The 14,558-nt window shown below is 72.4% G+C and carries 17 protein-coding genes; 12 read left to right on the top strand and 5 right to left on the bottom strand.

Translation table 11 applies throughout. The features are described from left to right. From ACZJYS_RS16570 to ACZJYS_RS16555, 4 genes are all read left to right on the top strand, one after another. Positions 1-623, top strand: a 623-nt coding sequence (locus ACZJYS_RS16570; RefSeq protein ID WP_493179639.1) for a TIGR02186 family protein, incomplete at its 5' end; no start/stop codon positions are given. Beyond that, a complete protein-coding gene (locus ACZJYS_RS16565; protein WP_109515754.1) occupies positions 624-1,103 on the top strand; it encodes a universal stress protein in 480 nt (159 codons plus the stop codon). Between the two features lie 109 nt (positions 1,104-1,212). Beyond that, a complete protein-coding gene (locus tag ACZJYS_RS16560) occupies positions 1,213-1,776 on the top strand; it encodes a NifU family protein (protein ID WP_109515755.1) in 564 nt (187 codons plus the stop codon). A 141-nt stretch (positions 1,777-1,917) separates the two neighbouring features. After that, the gene (locus tag ACZJYS_RS16555) at positions 1,918-2,508 is read left to right on the top strand and encodes a malonic semialdehyde reductase (RefSeq protein ID WP_109515756.1); all 591 of its coding nucleotides are present in this window, start codon (positions 1,918-1,920) and stop codon (positions 2,506-2,508) included. 135 nt (positions 2,509-2,643) lie between these two features. Here ACZJYS_RS16555 and ACZJYS_RS16550 read toward each other — a convergent pair whose 3' ends face one another. The 3 genes from ACZJYS_RS16550 to ACZJYS_RS16540 form a co-directional block, all read right to left on the bottom strand. Beyond that, positions 2,644-3,615, bottom strand: a complete 972-nt coding sequence (locus ACZJYS_RS16550) for a Bug family tripartite tricarboxylate transporter substrate binding protein (protein ID WP_109515758.1) — start codon at positions 3,613-3,615, stop codon at positions 2,644-2,646. 106 nt (positions 3,616-3,721) lie between these two features. Continuing rightward, positions 3,722-4,633, bottom strand: coding sequence for an AEC family transporter (locus ACZJYS_RS16545; protein WP_493179638.1), 912 nt, complete (start codon positions 4,631-4,633; stop codon positions 3,722-3,724). A 28-nt stretch (positions 4,634-4,661) separates the two neighbouring features. Continuing rightward, positions 4,662-5,642 carry an adenosine kinase gene (locus tag ACZJYS_RS16540; protein ID WP_493179637.1) on the bottom strand — a complete coding sequence of 327 codons (981 nt, stop codon included), beginning with the start codon at positions 5,640-5,642 and terminating at the stop codon, positions 4,662-4,664. A 497-nt stretch (positions 5,643-6,139) separates the two neighbouring features. Here ACZJYS_RS16540 and ACZJYS_RS16535 point away from each other — a divergent pair, with 497 nt between their 5' ends. The 4 genes from ACZJYS_RS16535 (at position 6,140) to ACZJYS_RS16520 (ending at position 8,566) form a co-directional block, all read left to right on the top strand. Next, positions 6,140-6,670, top strand: coding sequence for a bactofilin family protein (locus tag ACZJYS_RS16535; RefSeq protein ID WP_245906109.1), 531 nt, complete (start codon positions 6,140-6,142; stop codon positions 6,668-6,670). A 54-nt stretch (positions 6,671-6,724) separates the two neighbouring features. Continuing rightward, on the top strand, positions 6,725-7,165 hold the full coding sequence (locus ACZJYS_RS16530) for a hypothetical protein (protein ID WP_109515762.1): 441 nt from the start codon (positions 6,725-6,727) through the stop codon (positions 7,163-7,165). A gap of 67 nt (positions 7,166-7,232) precedes the next feature. Then, entirely contained in the window at positions 7,233-7,949 is a 717-nt protein-coding gene (rph, locus tag ACZJYS_RS16525; protein WP_109515763.1) for a ribonuclease PH, read from the top strand. 41 nt (positions 7,950-7,990) lie between these two features. Continuing rightward, positions 7,991-8,566, top strand: a complete 576-nt coding sequence (locus ACZJYS_RS16520) for a non-canonical purine NTP pyrophosphatase (RefSeq protein WP_379635801.1) — start codon at positions 7,991-7,993, stop codon at positions 8,564-8,566. Positions 8,567-8,607: 41 nt separating this feature from the next. Here the strand turns inward: ACZJYS_RS16520 and ACZJYS_RS16515 are convergent, their stop codons facing one another. Then, entirely contained in the window at positions 8,608-9,501 is an 894-nt protein-coding gene (locus ACZJYS_RS16515) for an alpha/beta fold hydrolase (protein WP_493179636.1), read from the bottom strand. 161 nt (positions 9,502-9,662) lie between these two features. On the opposite strand from ACZJYS_RS16515, the gene aptA reads away from it, so the two are divergent. From aptA to ACZJYS_RS16500, 3 genes are all read left to right on the top strand, one after another. Continuing rightward, positions 9,663-10,988 (top strand): omega-aminotransferase AptA, encoded by a 1,326-nt coding sequence (aptA, locus tag ACZJYS_RS16510; RefSeq protein WP_109515764.1) that lies wholly within the window; start codon positions 9,663-9,665, stop codon positions 10,986-10,988. 194 nt (positions 10,989-11,182) lie between these two features. After that, complete coding sequence (locus ACZJYS_RS16505) at positions 11,183-12,166, top strand: CobW family GTP-binding protein (protein ID WP_379651592.1); 984 nt, start codon at positions 11,183-11,185, stop codon at positions 12,164-12,166. After that, positions 12,163-13,230, top strand: a complete 1,068-nt coding sequence (locus tag ACZJYS_RS16500) for a WD40 repeat domain-containing protein (protein WP_379651593.1) — start codon at positions 12,163-12,165, stop codon at positions 13,228-13,230. The genes ACZJYS_RS16505 and ACZJYS_RS16500 overlap by 4 nt, the downstream gene beginning before the upstream one ends. 56 nt (positions 13,231-13,286) lie before the next feature. Here the strand turns inward: ACZJYS_RS16500 and ACZJYS_RS16495 are convergent, their stop codons facing one another. Further along, complete coding sequence (locus ACZJYS_RS16495; protein WP_493179635.1) at positions 13,287-13,949, bottom strand: type 1 glutamine amidotransferase; 663 nt, start codon at positions 13,947-13,949, stop codon at positions 13,287-13,289. Between the two features lie 138 nt (positions 13,950-14,087). Between ACZJYS_RS16495 and ACZJYS_RS16490 the strand changes: the two genes are divergently transcribed. Next, on the top strand, positions 14,088-14,558 hold a 471-nt coding region (locus ACZJYS_RS16490), incomplete at its 3' end, for a chloride channel protein (protein ID WP_493179634.1).

The following is a 14,558-nucleotide window of genomic DNA, read 5'->3' as shown; positions in this document are numbered from 1 at the left end:
TCAGCGGCACGGAGGTGCTGGTGTTCGGCGCCACCGAGCGGCTGCTCGGCGCCGGCGGCGACGACGTGCTGGTGATCGCCCAGGGGCCCGCGCAGCCCATGGTGGTGCGCCGCAAGGTCCGCGTGCTGGGCCTGTGGCTCAACGGCGCCTCGGCCCGCTTCTGGCGGGTGCCGGGCTACTACCTGCTCGCCGGCACGCGCCCGCTGGCGGAGGTGCTGAGCGAGGAGGAGCGCGCCGCCAAGCGCATCGGCCTTGAGGCGCTGCCGCTGGAAGCGGCGGGCAACCAGCAGAGCGAGTTCCGCGAGGCGCTGATGGAGCTCAAGCAGGCGGCCGGGCTGTGGGGGGAGGCGGGCAGCATGCACATCGCCGGCGCCCGGCTGTTCCGCGCCAGCCTGCCGCTGCCCGCCACCGTGCCGACCGGCGACTACCTGGTGCAGGTGCTGCTGGTGCGCGAGGGGCGCGTGGTGGCGCGGCAGGAGCTGGGCTTCCGCGTCGGGCGCGTCGGCACGGCCGCCCGCATCGCCAATGTCGCCAAGGTGCAGCCGGTGGTATACGGCCTGCTCTGCATCCTGCTGGCCGCCCTGGCGGGCTGGCTCGGCAGCGTGCTGTTCCGGAGGGGATGAATGCCCGAAGCCGCGCGACGCGACCGTGTCTTCCTGGTGGTGGTCGATGACAGCCCGGAGCTGCGCATCGCGCTGCGCTATGCCTGCCTGCGCGCCAAATACGGCGGCGGCCGCGTGGCGCTGCTGCGCGTGGTGGAGGAGGCCGGCACGGTGGAATGGGCCGGCGTCGGCGCCATGCTGCAGGAGGAGCGGCGCGACGAGGCGGAGAAGCTGCTCTCGGCGCTGGCCGCCGAGGTGCAGGAGATCACCGGCGGCATCCCCATCCTGCTGATCCGCGAGGGCAACCCGCGCGACGAGCTGCTGGCGCTGCTGGAGGAGGACCCGCGCATGTCCATCCTGATCCTCGCCACCGCCGCCAATGGCAGCGGGCCGGGGCCGCTGATCACCGCGCTGACCGGCCGCTACGCCCCGCGCCTGCGCGTGCCCATGACCATCGTGCCCGGCACGCTGGACGAGAAGGACCTGGAACGCGTCACCTGAGGGCCAGCCCGGCCCCCGGCGCGGGCCCGGGCCGGTTGCACGCGGCGCCCCGACCGCCCAAATCCCGGCACAAGACCAGAGCCGACCTCACACGGAAAAGCCCAGAACAATGTTCATCGAGACCGAAGCCACCCCGAACCCCGCCACCCTGAAGTTCCTGCCGGGCCAGGACGTGATGGGCGGGCGCGGCACGGCCGATTTCACCAGCGCCGAGGGCGCCGGCCGCAGCCCGCTGGCCGAGCGGCTCTTCGCGCTGGAGGGTGTCGCCCGCGTCTTCCTCGGCGCCGACTTCGTCACCGTCACCAAGACCGAGGCGGTGGACTGGCAGGCGCTGAAGCCGATGGTGCTGGGCGGCATCATGGAGCACTACATGGCCGGCCGCCCCGTGGTGCTGGAAGCCGAGGGCGAGGACGCGGTCGAGGACAGCGACCCGGCCGATGCCGAGATCGTCGCCCAGATCAAGGAGCTGCTCGACACCCGCGTGCGCCCGGCGGTGGCCGGCGATGGCGGGGACATCGTCTTCCGCGGCTTCCGCGACGGCGTCGTCAAGCTGCACCTGCAGGGCGCCTGCTCCGGCTGCCCCTCCTCCCGCGCCACGCTGAAGCATGGCGTCGAGAACATGCTGCGCCACTACGTGCCGGAAGTGATGGCGGTGGAGCAGGTGGACGCCTGAGCCACTGAACGGGCGGAGCCGGGCCGCGCGGCCCGGCTCCGCCCGGCTCCCATTCACGGGGCGAATGTCGGCCATCCGGGCGGGCCGATTGGCAGGCTCCCGCATCGGCACCATCCTGGGCGCAAGCACAGGAGCCACCCGATGACCAACGCCCTCGACGACACCGCGCTCGACCAGCTGTTCCGCACGGCGCGCACCCACAACACGTGGCAGGACCGCCCCGTCAGCGACGAGACGCTGCGCCAGCTCTACGACCTGGTGAAGATGGCGCCGACCAGCGCCAATGCCTCCCCCGCCCGCTTCGTCTTCATCCGCACCCGCGAGGGCAAGGAGAAGCTGCGCCCCGCCCTCTCGGCCGGCAACCTGGAGAAGACGATGACGGCGCCGGTGACGGTGATCGTCGCCTGGGACCAGAAATTCTACGACAAGCTGCCGGTGCTGTTCCCGCACGCCGACGCCAAGTCCTGGTTCACCGGCAGCGCCGCCTTCGCCGAGGCCACCGCCTTCCGCAACTCCTCCCTGCAGGCGGGCTACCTGATCATGGCGGCCCGCGCGCTGGGGCTGGATACCGGCCCGATGAGCGGCTTCGACAACGCCAAGGTGGACGAGGCCTTCCTCGCCAACACGGGCTGGAAGTCCAACCTGCTGGTCAATCTCGGCTATGGCGACGAGGCCGGGCTGTTCGGCCGGCTGCCGCGGCTGCCCTTTGACGAGGCGGCGGATCTGGTTTGAGGATCTTCTTTTTCTGAAGAAAAAGAAACAAAAAGACTTTTCGAGTCTGGCGCTGCGCCATCACCCGGCGCAGCGCTAGACTGACAAAAGTTTTTTGGTTCTTTTTTTCAAAAAAGAACCCTTCTTTTCTTCCTCTTAACTGTCCAGACGAATGCCAAGCTCGCGGATCAACGGCCGCCAGACAGCATTCTCGCGCAGGACGAAATCGTTGAACTCCGCGGGCGACCAGGGCGCGCTCTCGATGCCCAGGTCGCGCATCCGCGCCTGCATCGCGGGGGCGGCGATGGCGGCGCGCATCTCCTGGTTCAGCCGCGCGATGACAAGCTGCGGCGTGCCGGCGGGGGCCGACATGGCCTGCCAGCCGAAGGCCACCGCCTGGCCGATGCCCAGTTCCAGCGCCGTCGGCACCTCCGGCGCCTGCGCCGAGCGCGCCTCGGAGAGCACCAGCAGCGCCCGCGCCTTGCCGTCGCGCAGGAAGGGCAGGCCGGTGGCGCAGTCGATCAGCACGCTGTCCAGCGTGCCGGCCAGCAAATCCTGCATCGCCGCCGGGCCGCCGCGATAGGGCACGTGCGTCGCGTCGAAGCCGGCGCGGCGCTTCAGCATCTCCATCGCCAGGTGGTGCGGCGAGGCAACGGCGGGGGAGCCATAGGTCGGCACCTGCTGGCGCGAGGCCGCCACGTAGCCGGCGAAATCCGCCACCGCGCTGTCCGCCCGCACCACGAGGAAGAGGGGGAAGCGGCCGATGAAGCCCACGCCGGTCAGGTCGCGGTCCGGGTCGTAGGGCAGGCGGGCGTAGAGGGCGGGGTTGTAGACGAGGTTGCCATTGTCGGCGTGCAGCAGGGTGTAGCCATCCGGCGCGGCGCGGGAGACGGTCTCGCTGGCCAGCACGGCGCCGCCGCCGGGCCGGTTCTCCACCACCATGGTGTGCCCGAGCGCCGGCCCGATGCCGGCGGCGATGAGCCGCGCGAAGGTGTCGGACGGCCCGCCCGCCGGGTAGCCCACCACCCAGCGCAGCGGCCGCTCCGGCCAGCTGCCCTGGGCCTTGCCGCTGCGCGCGGCGAGGGCGCCCGCAAGGCCGAGGGCCAGGCTGCGTCGCTGTATGTTCATGCTGTGCCGTCCCGCATCTGTCCGCCCCATCATGCGGCGCACAACCCCGCAGAAAAAGATGATGGGGGGTGCGGGGGGAAGAATTCCTTCTTCCCCCCGCCCGATCTCAAAGCGCCAGCAGCGCCACCCAGAGCGGCAGCGTCAGCATGGCGAGGAGGTGCTGCGTCGTGGTCATCGCCGCCATCAGCGGCGCGTCGCCGCCCATGGCGCGGGCCTGCACATAGGCGGTGGTGGCGGTGGGCTGGGCCATGAACAGCACGGCGACGGCCAGCGCCTGCGTCTCCAGCCCCAGGACGCGCCCCAGGCCCAGGGTGACCACCGGAACCACCATCAGCTTCAGCGTCGCCGTCAGCCCCTGGGTGAGCGGGCTGGCCGCCAGCGCCCCCGGCGTCAGCGCCGCGCCGACGCAGAGCAGCCCGATGGCGAGCGAGCCCTGCGCCAGGCTGCGCAGCAGCCCGGCCAGCCCCGGCGGCGCCCCGCCGACCAGCGAGAGCGCCAGCCCCGCCGCGCAGGCCAGCAGCAGCGGGTTGGTGACCATCTGCCAGAGCACGCGCACCGGGTCCGGCCGGCGGGTGCCGCCCAGGCTGAACACCAGGGTGATGACGACCTGCACGAAGGGCACGATCAGCCCGGTGGCGATGCCGCCGAAGGCGATGCCGGCCGGCCCGTACACCGACCCCGCCACGGCGAAGGCCAGCAGGGTGTTGAAGCGGATGCCGCCCTGCAGCACGGAGGTGGCGGTGGCATGGCTGTGCCCCAGCGCCCGCGCCAGCAGCAGCGACAGCACCGCGCCGAGCAGCAGCGCGCCCCAGATGGCGCCGGCCATGCCGCCCAGCGGCAGCTCGGCCAGCCGCACCGCGCCGATGGAGGAGACCAGCAGCGCCGGCAGCAGCACGGTGAAGACCAGCTTCTCCATGCCGGCCCAGACGGCCACATCGGTGAGCACCCTGCGGCGCAGCAGCGCGCCGAGGCCGATCAGCCCGAAGGTGGCGACGAAGGCATCGAGCCAGGCCCCCATGGTGGCCGCCTCCCGTGCCCGGCGGCCCTCAGGCGCCGACCAGCGCCTTCAGCTCGGCCTGCGGGCGGGCGCCGAAATGGCCGATGCACTCGGCCGCGGCGACCGAGCCCCAGCGGCCGCATTCCGGCAGGGCGTGGCCCTGGGTCAGCGCCGCCAGGAAGCCGGCGGCATAGGCGTCGCCCGCGCCGGTGGTGTCCACCACGGTGGTGGGCTCGGCGGCGATCTCGTGCGTCGCCTCGCCGGCGACGATGATGCTGCCCTTCTCGGAGCGGGTGATGGCGGCTAGCCCCGCATCCCGCCGCACGGCCTCGATCGCCGCCTCCAGGCTCTCCGTCTCGTAGAGGCTCATGATCTCCGCCTCGTTGGCGAAGACGATGTCCGCCTGGCGCGCCACGAAGGCGCGGAAGGCCTCGCGGTGGCGGCCGACGCAGAAGGGGTCGGAGAGGCTGATGGCCACCTGCCGGCCGGCCGCGTGCGCCAGGGCGGCGGCGCGGCGGAAGGCGGCCTGCGCCGCCGGCGGGTCGAACAGGTAGCCTTCCAGGTAGGTGACGGCGGCGGAGGCCACCATCGCCGCGTCCACATCCTCCTCGCCGAAGCTGACGCAGGCGCCGAGATAGGTGTTCATCGTCCGCTGCCCATCGGGCGTGACCAGGATCAGGCAGCGCGCGGTGGGGTCGCCGCCCTGCAGCGGGGCGGTGGGGAAGGCGACGCCGGCGGCGCGGATGTCGTGCGCGAAGACGCGGCCCAGCGCGTCGTCCGCCACCTTGCCGAGGAAGCCCACGCGGGCGCCGAGCGCCGCGGCCACCGCGCAGGTGTTGCCGGCCGAGCCGCCGCTGCTCTCCACACCCGGCCCCATGGCGCCGTAGATCGCCTCGGCGCGGCTGGTGTCGATCAGGGCCATGGCGCCCTTGGTCATGCCCTGCGCGGCCAGGAAGCCGTCCTCGGCGCGGGCCAGCACGTCCAGGATGGCGTTGCCGATGCCGAGGATGTCGAGGGTGGAGGCGGCCATGTGCGAAACCCTGTGCTCTGGATGCGGCGGTGCCGCGCAGCCCCGCCGATAGCAGCCCCGCGCCGCCCGGCATAGGGCAGGGCGGGCCGGGGCCGGGGCCCGCCCAAACCTGGCGGCGCGAAAGTTTATTTAACCGTTATGGAAGGATTGCCCCGCATTGTTCCCGCAGGGGGCGAGCCGGCCCGGCGAACTTCCGGAAGCTTCTGGAAAATCGGGGATTCGTTGCGCCCAGCCGGTTGTCCGGACGGGCCGCCGCGTGATAGCCGGAGTGAGGAGCGCGCCAGCCCATGATGGAGCTGGCGCGCAAGGCTTCATACCCAGCCGTTGCACAGGGGGAGCAGATGTCCATCTTCCGCCGCCGCGAAGAGCCCACACCGCCCGCGCCCGGCGCGGGAGGGGCAGAGGAAGGTTCCGGCGCGCCGACCACCGTTCCGGTGGCGCGCGATCCGGACCTTGCTGTTCCCCCCTTCCGCCCCGCGCCCAGCAAGGAGGCCGCCATGAACCTGCCGCCGAAGCCCAGCCAGCCCCCCGCCGGAATGGGCATGCCGCCGCGGCCGCCGGTGAACGCCGGCATGAATGCCGGCATGAACGCGGGCGCCCAGCAGGCCCCGGCCGCCGCCGCCCGCGCCCCCGGCCCGGCCGCCGCCACCGAGCGCCGCACCATGGTGGTTGGCAAGGGCATCAGCCTGCAGGGCACCGTGACGGATGCCGAGCGGCTGGTGGTGGAAGGCACCATCGAGAGCCAGATGATGCAGGCGGCCGAGCTGTTCATCAGCCCGAGCGGCGTGTTCAAGGGCGAGGTCGAGGTGGACGACGCCGAGATCGCCGGCACCTTCGACGGCACGCTGACGGCGCGCGGCAACCTGGTCATCCGCGGCACCGGCAAGGTGCTGGGCGTGGCCCGCTGCCGCAAGCTGCAGGTGGAGGAGGGCGGCCAGCTCTCCGGCCGCATGGAGATGCTGAGCGACAGCGCGCCGCAGCACAGCTACGCGCCCTCGCCGCTCGCCATCCCCGCCGCGGAGGTCTGACCGGCGGCGCGGGCGGCCCGTCTCCGCGCCGGCCTTCCGCGCCATCCTCCTCCCATGCGTCCCACCCTCCTGACCGCCCTTCTGCTGCTCGGCGCCTGCGCCGCGCAGCCCTCTCCGGCCGACCCGCACGCGGTTCTGCAGGAGGTGCTGGACAGCTACCGCGCCAACCTGGCCGGCATGCAGCCGACAACCGCCCCCGTCCTGCCACGGCTGGAAGGGGCACCCGAGCGTGCCGCCCAGCTTCTCGGCCAGTCGCCCGAGGCGCTGCGCCGCTGGCTGGGCGAGCCGCGCCTGCGCCGCACCGAGGGCGCGGCGCAGATCTGGCTCTACCAGACCCCCTTCTGCCATCTCGACGTGGTGCTGGACCGCGACGACGCGCCCGGCTCGCCCCTGCGGGTCAGCTACGCCGCCGCCCGCGCCTCGGGCACCGAGCGGCGCACCGAGGCCGCCTGCCTGCGGCAGCTCGCCGGAGGCATGCGGAGCGCCGCGAATTGACAAGGCGGCGGCCATCGCCCCATTCCCGGCGGGTCCCGCCGCCGCAGATATCGAAAGCTCCCCGCCCATGCGCCCCTCCGGCCGTGCCCCCGACGCGTTGCGCCCCGTCAGCCTGGAGGTCGGCGTGGCCCGGCATGCGGAAGGCTCCTGCCGCATCCGCATGGGCCACACCGAGGTGCTCTGCACCGCCAGCGTGGAAGGGCGCGTGCCCTCCTTCCTGCGCGGCAAGGGGGAGGGCTGGGTGACGGCCGAGTACGGCATGCTGCCGCGCGCCACCCACAGCCGCGGCGAGCGCGAGGCGGCGCGCGGCAAGCAGTCCGGCCGCACGCAGGAGATCCAGCGCCTGATCGCCCGCAGCCTGCGCGCGGTGGTGGACCGCAGGGCGATGGGCGAGCTGGCCGTGGTGCTGGACTGCGACGTGCTGACGGCCGATGGCGGCACGCGCTGCGCCGCCATCACCGGCGCCTGGGTGGCGCTGCACCAGGCCTTCGAGCATTGCGTGCTGAAGAACATGATCAGCGGCAACCCGATCCGCGACCAGGTGGCCGCCATCTCCTGCGGGCTGTGGAAGGGCGAGCCGGTGCTCGACCTCGACTATGCCGAGGACAAGGACGCTCAGGCGGACGGCAATTTCGTGCTGACCGGCAAGGGCGGCATCGTCGAGGTGCAGGGCACGGCCGAGGGCGCGCCCTTCTCCGACGCGCAGCTCACCGCCATGCTCGGGCTGGCGCGGCAGGGCACGGCGGCGCTGTTCGCCGCCCAGCGCCGGGCGGTCGGCCAGTGAACGGAACCCCGCACCGCCGCCTGACGGAGCGGCGCATCGTCATGGCCAGCCACAATGCCGGCAAGGTGGCGGAGAACGCCGCGCTGCTGGCCGAGTACGGCATCGGCATCGTCAGCGCCAAGGAACTCGGCCTGCCGGTGCCGGAGGAGACGGAGACCAGCTTCCTCGGCAACGCCACGCTGAAGGCGCTGGCCGCCGCGCGCGCCTCCGGGCTGGTGGCGCTGGCCGATGACAGCGGCTTCTCGGTCGCCGCGCTGGACGGCGCGCCGGGCGTCCACACCGCCGACTGGGCGGAGCTGCCCGGCGGCGGCCGGGACTACGCCGCGGCCATGGCGAAGGTGCGCGACCTCGCCGCCCCGCATGCCGACCGCACCGCCTGGTTCACCTGCGCCCTGGTGCTGGCCTGGCCGGACGGACATGTGGAGGGCTTCGAGGGCCGGGCGATGGGCGAGTGGGTCTGGCCGCCGCGCGGCCCGGGCGGCTTCGGCTACGACCCGATGTTCCAGCCCGCCGGCCAGGCGCTGACCTTCGCGGAGATGGACAAGGCCGGCAAGCACGCCATCAGCCACCGCGCCAACGCCTTCCGGATGCTGGCCGAGGCCTGCCTGAAGGGCTGAGACGCGGAAGGGCCAAGGCACGGCGGGAAGGGGGCCGGGGCTCAGCCGGCCGCCACCGCCATCACGGCGCGCGCGAATTCCTCCGGCGCCTCCTGCGGCACATTGTGCCCGATACCCGGCAGGATGCGGCGTGCATAGGGCCCGGCGAAATGCGCCGCGTTCCTGTCCTCCGCCGGCAGCGGCCCCTCCACGCCGTCCGCCGCGCCCTGCAGCACGATGGCGGGAACAGGGATGCGGGGTTGCGCGGCCAGCCGCGTCTCGATCTCCTCCAGCGCCGGGTCGCCGGGGGCGCCGCCATGGCGGTGCCGGTAGGAGTGGATGACGACCTCCACGAAGTCGGGGTTGTCGAAGGCCGCGGCGCTGCGGGCGAATGTGGCTTCGTCGAACGCCCATTCCGGCGACCACAGCCGCCAGAGGAGGCGGCACAGGTCGCGCCGGTTCTGCGCCAGGCCGGCGCGGCCCCGCCCGGTCTGGAAGTAGTACTGGTACCAGTGGCGGAGCTCCTTCTCCGGCGCCGCCGGCTCCCCGGCACGGGCGAGGTCCTGGATGTTGTAGCCGGTGCCGCAGCTGACCAGGCCGCGCGCCCGCTCCGGCCACAGCGCCGCGGCGACGCAGGCGGCGCGGCCGCCCCAGTCATACCCCGCCAGCACCGCGCGCGGGATCCGCAGCGCCTCCATCAGGGCCAGCAGGTCCGCCCCCAGCGCCGCCTGCTGGCCGGAGCGCGGCGTCCCGGCCGAGAGGAACCGCGTGCCGCCATAGCCGCGCAGGAAGGGGATGACGCAGCGCCACCCGGCCGCCGCCAGCATCTCCGCCACGGCGTCATAGGCATGGATGTCATAGGGAAAGCCGTGCAGCAGGATCGCCACCGGCCCCTCGGCCGGGCCCGCCTCCTGATAGGCCACCGACAGGCCGCCCGCCTCGATCCGCCGCATCATCGCCCCGCCTCCCCTCTGGCCGGGCGGCAGGATAGGCCGGGCCGGCGTTTCGCGCGCCCCGTCCCGCCGAGTCGCGCGCCGATCGCCGGAAGCCTCTCGCCTTCCGGCCGCAAGGGGCCTAGCCTTTTCCGCCATCCGCCCCCGGCTGTGCAGGATCGACCATGAACCAGATCAACGTGCCGCGTCCGAACGACCTTGATGCGTTCTGGATGCCCTATTCCGACAACCGCTACTTCAAGTCGCACCCGCGCCTGCTGGCCCGCGCCGAGGGCATGTCCTACTTCACGGCGGACGGGCAGGAGATCATCGACGGCACCGCCGGGCTGTGGTGCTGCAACGCCGGCCATGGCCGCCGCGAGATCACCGAGGCGATCCAGAAGCAGGCGGCGGTGATGGACTTCGCCCCCACCTTCCAGCTCGGCCACCCCATCGCCTTCGAGGCGGCGGCCCGCGTGGCGGAGATGACGCCGGAGGGGCTGGATCGCGTCTTCTTCACCAATTCCGGCTCCGAGAGCGCCGACACCGCGCTGAAGATCGCCCTCGCCTACCAGAAGGCGCGCGGGCAGAGCCAGCGCGTGCGCCTCGTCGGGCGGGAGCGCGGCTACCATGGCGTCGGCTTCGGCGGCATGTCGGTGGGCGGCATCGGCGGCAACCGCAAGCAGTTCGGCGCCATGCTGCCCTATGTGGACCACCTCCCCCACACCCACCTGCCGGAGCAGAACGCCTTCTCGAAGGGCCTGCCGCAGCATGGCGCCCACCTGGCGGACGCGCTGGAGAACCTCGTCGCCCTGCACGGGGACACCATCGCGGCCGTCATGGTCGAGCCGATGGCCGGCTCCACCGGCGTGCTGGTGCCGCCCGTGGGCTACCTGAAGCGCCTGCGCGAGCTGTGCGACAAGCACGGCATCCTGCTGATCTTCGACGAGGTGATCACCGGCTTCGGCCGCCTCGGCACCAATTTCGGCGCCGAGCGCCTCGGCGTCACGCCCGACATCATGACGATGGCCAAGGGCCTCTCCAACGCCGCCGTGCCGATGGGCGCGGTCGCGGTGAACAACGCCATCTACGACACGGTGGTGAACGGCGCGCCGGAGGGCATCGAGCTGTTCCACGGCTACACCTATTCCGGCCACCCGCTGGCCTGCGCCGCCTCCATCGCCACGCTGGCGCTGCACAAGGCGGAGGACCTGCCGGGCCGCGCCGCCGCCATGGAGCCCTATTTCGAGGAGGCGGCCCACTCGCTGCGCGGCCTGCCCAACGTCATCGACATCCGCTCGATCGGCCTCGTCACCGGCATCGAGCTGTCCTCGCGCCCGGGCAAGCCCACCGCCCGCGCCGTGGACATCTTCCGCGACTGCTTCGACAAGGGCGTGCTGATCCGCACCACCGGCGACATCATCGCCCTCTCGCCGCCGCTGATCGCCGAGAAGCACCACATCGACCGGATCTTCGGCACGCTGTCCGACGCCATCCGGGCGGCCGCCTGAGCAACGCCGGGGGGGCATCGTCCCCCCCGGACCCTGGCACGGGGGAGGTGCCGGTCCCTTCCGGCGACCCCTTCTGGCGGCCTCTTCTGGCAGCCATGCACGCCTCTTCGCGCCGCCCCCCGTGACCTTCGGGGGGAACCGTATCATATAACATGGCCGAACGACGTCCCCCTCCCGGCAGGAGACCGCGCGCCATGAGCGAGACCAGCGACACCATCCCCGTCACCGTGCTGACCGGCTATCTCGGCGCCGGCAAGACCACGCTGCTGAACCGCATCCTCACCGAGAACCACGGCAAGAAATTCGCGGTGGTGATCAACGAGTTCGGTGAGCTCGGCGTGGACAACGACCTCGTCATCGACGCCGACGAGGAAGTGTTCGAGATGAACAACGGCTGCATCTGCTGCACCGTGCGCGGCGACCTCGTCCGCATCCTCGGCGGGCTGATGAAGCGGCGCGGCAAGTTCGACGGCATCATCGTCGAGACCACCGGCCTGGCCAACCCGGCCCCCGTGGCGCAGACCTTCTTCATGGACGAGGACGTCAAGCGGGCCACGCGGCTCGACGCCATCGTGACCGTGGTGGACGCCAAGAACCTCATCGCCCGGCTGGCCGACAGCACCGAGGCCGAGGAGCAGATCGCCTTCGCCGACCTCATCGTGCTCAACAAGATGGACCTGGTGAGCGAGGAGGAGGCCGCCGAGGTGGAGCGCCGCATCAAGGCGATCAACCCCTATGCCGAGATCCAGCGCGCCACCAAGTCCGCCGTGCCGGTGGAGAGCGTCATCGGGCGGGACGCCTTCAAGCTGGAGCGCATCCTGGAGCGCGAGCCGGACTTCCTCACCTCCGACGAGCACGAGCACAATGACGAGGTGATGAGCATGTCCTTCGAGGTGTCGCAGCCGATCGACGCCGAGAAGTTCAACGCCTGGATCAGCCAGCTCCTCCAGGCCAAGGGGCAGGACCTGCTGCGCACCAAGGGCATCCTGGCCTACAAGGACGAGCCGAACCGCTTCGCCTTCCAGGCCGTGCACATGATCGCCGATGGCGACTTCATCGGGCCGTGGAAGGAAGGCGACCCGCGCAAGTCCAAGATCGTCTTCATCGGCCGCAACCTGAACCGGCCGCAGCTGCGCCGCGGCTTCGAGGGCTGCGTGGCTTCCCCGGGGGCGGCATGAGCGAAAGCCTGAGCGGCGGCGCCATGGGAAGCGTCGAGGACGCCGACTTCCTGCTCTCCACGCGCGGGGCGGGGCATGAGCTGGGCGCCTGGGTGGTGAGCGCCGCCTTCGGCCGGGACGGCCAGGGCGCCGCCTTCGGCCTGGGCGACGGCACGCTGCACCTGGCCGACCCGGCGCAGCCCGCCGCCCCCTGGCGGAAGCTGGAGGCGCATGACGGCGCCTGCCTGACCGTGGTGCCCGACTTCGCCGCCGGCTTCCTCTCGGGCGGCGACGACGGCAAGCTGCTGCGCGTGCTGCCCGATGGCAGCACCGCCACGCTGGCCGATTTCGGCATGATGAAGTGGGTGGAACACATCGCCGCCCATCCCTCCGGCCTGCGCGCCGTGGGTGTGGGCAAGGCGGTGCACCTGCTGGACAAGGGCGGCGCGACGCTCAAGACGCTGGCGCACCCCTCCACCGTGGGCGGCGTGGCCTTTGACGCCAAGGGCAAGCGCGTGGCGGCCGGGCACTACAACGGCGTCAGCCTGTGGTTCGTCAACAGCAAGGAGGACAAGCCGCGCGTGCTGCCGTGGAAGGGCAGCCACCAGCTCGTGGCCTTCAGCCCGGACGGCACGCATGTCGTCTCCACCATGCAGGAGAACGCGCTGCATGGCTGGCGGCTGACCGACCAGCAGGACATGCGGATGTCCGGCTACCCCGCCAAGATCAAGTCCTTCTCCTTCACCGCCAAGGGCCGCTGGATGGCCACGGCGGGGGCGGATTGCGTGGTGCTGTGGCCCTTCTTCGCCGGCGGCCCGATGGGCAAGCCGCCGATGGAGCTGGCGGGGGGCGATGGCGTGCTCTGCACCCAGGTGGCCTGCCACCCGCAGCACGAGGTGGTGGCCGCCGGCTTCCAGGACGGGCTGGTGCTGATGGCCGAGATCGGCAGCGGCAAGATCGTCCCCGTGGCCGCGCCCGGCCGTGGCGCCGTCTCGGCGCTGGCCTGGAACGCCACCGGCACGCAGCTGGCCTTCGGCACCGAGACCGGCTTCGCCGGCCTGGTGGACCTCTCGAAGCGCGGCTGAACCGATAGAAAAAAGATGGGGGTCCGGGGGAATTCCTTCCCCCGGCCTTTCTTTGCCTACAGCCCGACCAGCCGCAGCATCTCCGCGAACAGCGCCTCCCGCTGCCCCTTGAGGCTGCCATCCCGCTCCCGCGTCAGCGCGACGATCTCCTCGGGCACGATCCCCTTCGCCGCCAGCCGCTCGGGCGGCGTGAAGCCGATCCATTCCGCCACGCAGCCCGCATTCGCCTCCGGGTGGAACTGCACCCCCAGTGCCCGCCGGTGTCGGAAGGCCTGGATGGTGCCTTCCGAGCGGGCCAGCACCTCGGCCTCCGGCGGCAGGGCAACGTGGTCGCCATGCCAGCGCAGCCAGGGGCCGCGCCAGACGGGTGCGCCGGCCTCGGCCGTCTCCATCCATCCCTCGTGGAAGGTGCCCGTGGGCGCCACGCTGCCGCCGATGGCGGCGGCGATCATCTGCGCCCCGAAGCAGATGCCGATGGCCGGCCGCCCTTCGCCGATCCAGCGGGCCAGCAGGTCGCGCTGGGTGGCGATCCAGCCATCCCCGTCATAGGCGGCCCTGGGCGAGCCGAGCGTGACCAGGAGATCCGCCTCCGGCAGCGGGCCGGGGGTCAGGTCCGGCCCGGCGAGGGTGGCCAGGGCGGCGCCGTGGCGGGCCGCCAGCCAGTCGCCAAAATGGCCGACCGGCGCCAGGGGGGAGTTCTCGAGGACCAGGACGCGCATCAGACTCGGTTCCGCAGGAAGCTGCGGGACGATGCCATTCCGGTGGCGGGGCGCAAGGCAGCCTCCGCCACTTTCCGCTTCGCAGGGCGCGCCATGCGGCGCAGACAGGGCCTTCCACCCTTCCGGAGTGCACCGCCCATGCCCGCCGAACGCTTCCGCGCCCTGAACCGCCGCCGGCTGCGGCGCCTGCCGCTGCTCTCGCCGCGGCAATGGCGGCGGCGGCTGCTGTTCTGGCTGGGCGCGGCGCTGATCGGGCTGGTGGCGGTGGCCTTCGCCGAGCTGGCGGATGCGGCGCAGCACCTGTTCCTGCGCGTCGCGGCGGTGCATCCGCTGCTGGTGTTCCTGGTGGCGCCGGCGGGGCTGGCGCTTTCCCTGGTGCTGACGCGGCGCCTCTTCCCCGGCGCCCAGGGCAGCGGCATCCCGCAGGTCATCGCCGCGCTGCACGAGCCGGACCCGGCGCGGGTGGGGGCGCTGCTGACGCTGCGCATCGCCTTCGGCAAGGTGCTGCTGACGCTGCTCGGCATGGCCAGCGGCGCCTCGATCGGGCGCGAGGGGCCGACGGTGCAGGTGGGCGCCGCCATCATGCACGCCCTCTCGCGCTGGCAGCGC

It is taken from the genome of Roseomonas sp. TS2 (genome assembly GCF_058833935.1).
The sequence above is the reverse complement of the archived record's forward strand: the minus strand, read 5'-3'. Positions and strand labels throughout refer to the sequence as shown.

Bases quoted from the DNA above. Each gene is read 5' to 3' on its own strand.
- ACZJYS_RS16565 (WP_109515754.1), top strand. From the start codon at position 624: ATGCCCGAAGCCGCGCGACGCGACCGTGTCTTCCTGGTGGTGGTCGAT.
- ACZJYS_RS16560 (WP_109515755.1), top strand. From the start codon at position 1,213: ATGTTCATCGAGACCGAAGCCACCCCGAACCCCGCCACCCTGAAGTTC.
- ACZJYS_RS16555 (WP_109515756.1), top strand. From the start codon at position 1,918: ATGACCAACGCCCTCGACGACACCGCGCTCGACCAGCTGTTCCGCACG.
- ACZJYS_RS16550 (WP_109515758.1), bottom strand. From the start codon at position 3,615: ATGAACATACAGCGACGCAGCCTGGCCCTCGGCCTTGCGGGCGCCCTC.
- ACZJYS_RS16545 (WP_493179638.1), bottom strand. From the start codon at position 4,633: ATGGGGGCCTGGCTCGATGCCTTCGTCGCCACCTTCGGGCTGATCGGC.
- ACZJYS_RS16540 (WP_493179637.1), bottom strand. From the start codon at position 5,642: ATGGCCGCCTCCACCCTCGACATCCTCGGCATCGGCAACGCCATCCTG.
- ACZJYS_RS16535 (WP_245906109.1), top strand. From the start codon at position 6,140: ATGAACCTGCCGCCGAAGCCCAGCCAGCCCCCCGCCGGAATGGGCATG.
- ACZJYS_RS16530 (WP_109515762.1), top strand. From the start codon at position 6,725: ATGCGTCCCACCCTCCTGACCGCCCTTCTGCTGCTCGGCGCCTGCGCC.
- rph (WP_109515763.1), top strand. From the start codon at position 7,233: ATGCGCCCCTCCGGCCGTGCCCCCGACGCGTTGCGCCCCGTCAGCCTG.
- ACZJYS_RS16520 (WP_379635801.1), top strand. From the start codon at position 7,991: ATGGCCAGCCACAATGCCGGCAAGGTGGCGGAGAACGCCGCGCTGCTG.
- ACZJYS_RS16515 (WP_493179636.1), bottom strand. From the start codon at position 9,501: ATGATGCGGCGGATCGAGGCGGGCGGCCTGTCGGTGGCCTATCAGGAG.
- aptA (WP_109515764.1), top strand. From the start codon at position 9,663: ATGAACCAGATCAACGTGCCGCGTCCGAACGACCTTGATGCGTTCTGG.
- ACZJYS_RS16505 (WP_379651592.1), top strand. From the start codon at position 11,183: ATGAGCGAGACCAGCGACACCATCCCCGTCACCGTGCTGACCGGCTAT.
- ACZJYS_RS16500 (WP_379651593.1), top strand. From the start codon at position 12,163: ATGAGCGAAAGCCTGAGCGGCGGCGCCATGGGAAGCGTCGAGGACGCC.
- ACZJYS_RS16495 (WP_493179635.1), bottom strand. From the start codon at position 13,949: ATGCGCGTCCTGGTCCTCGAGAACTCCCCCCTGGCGCCGGTCGGCCAT.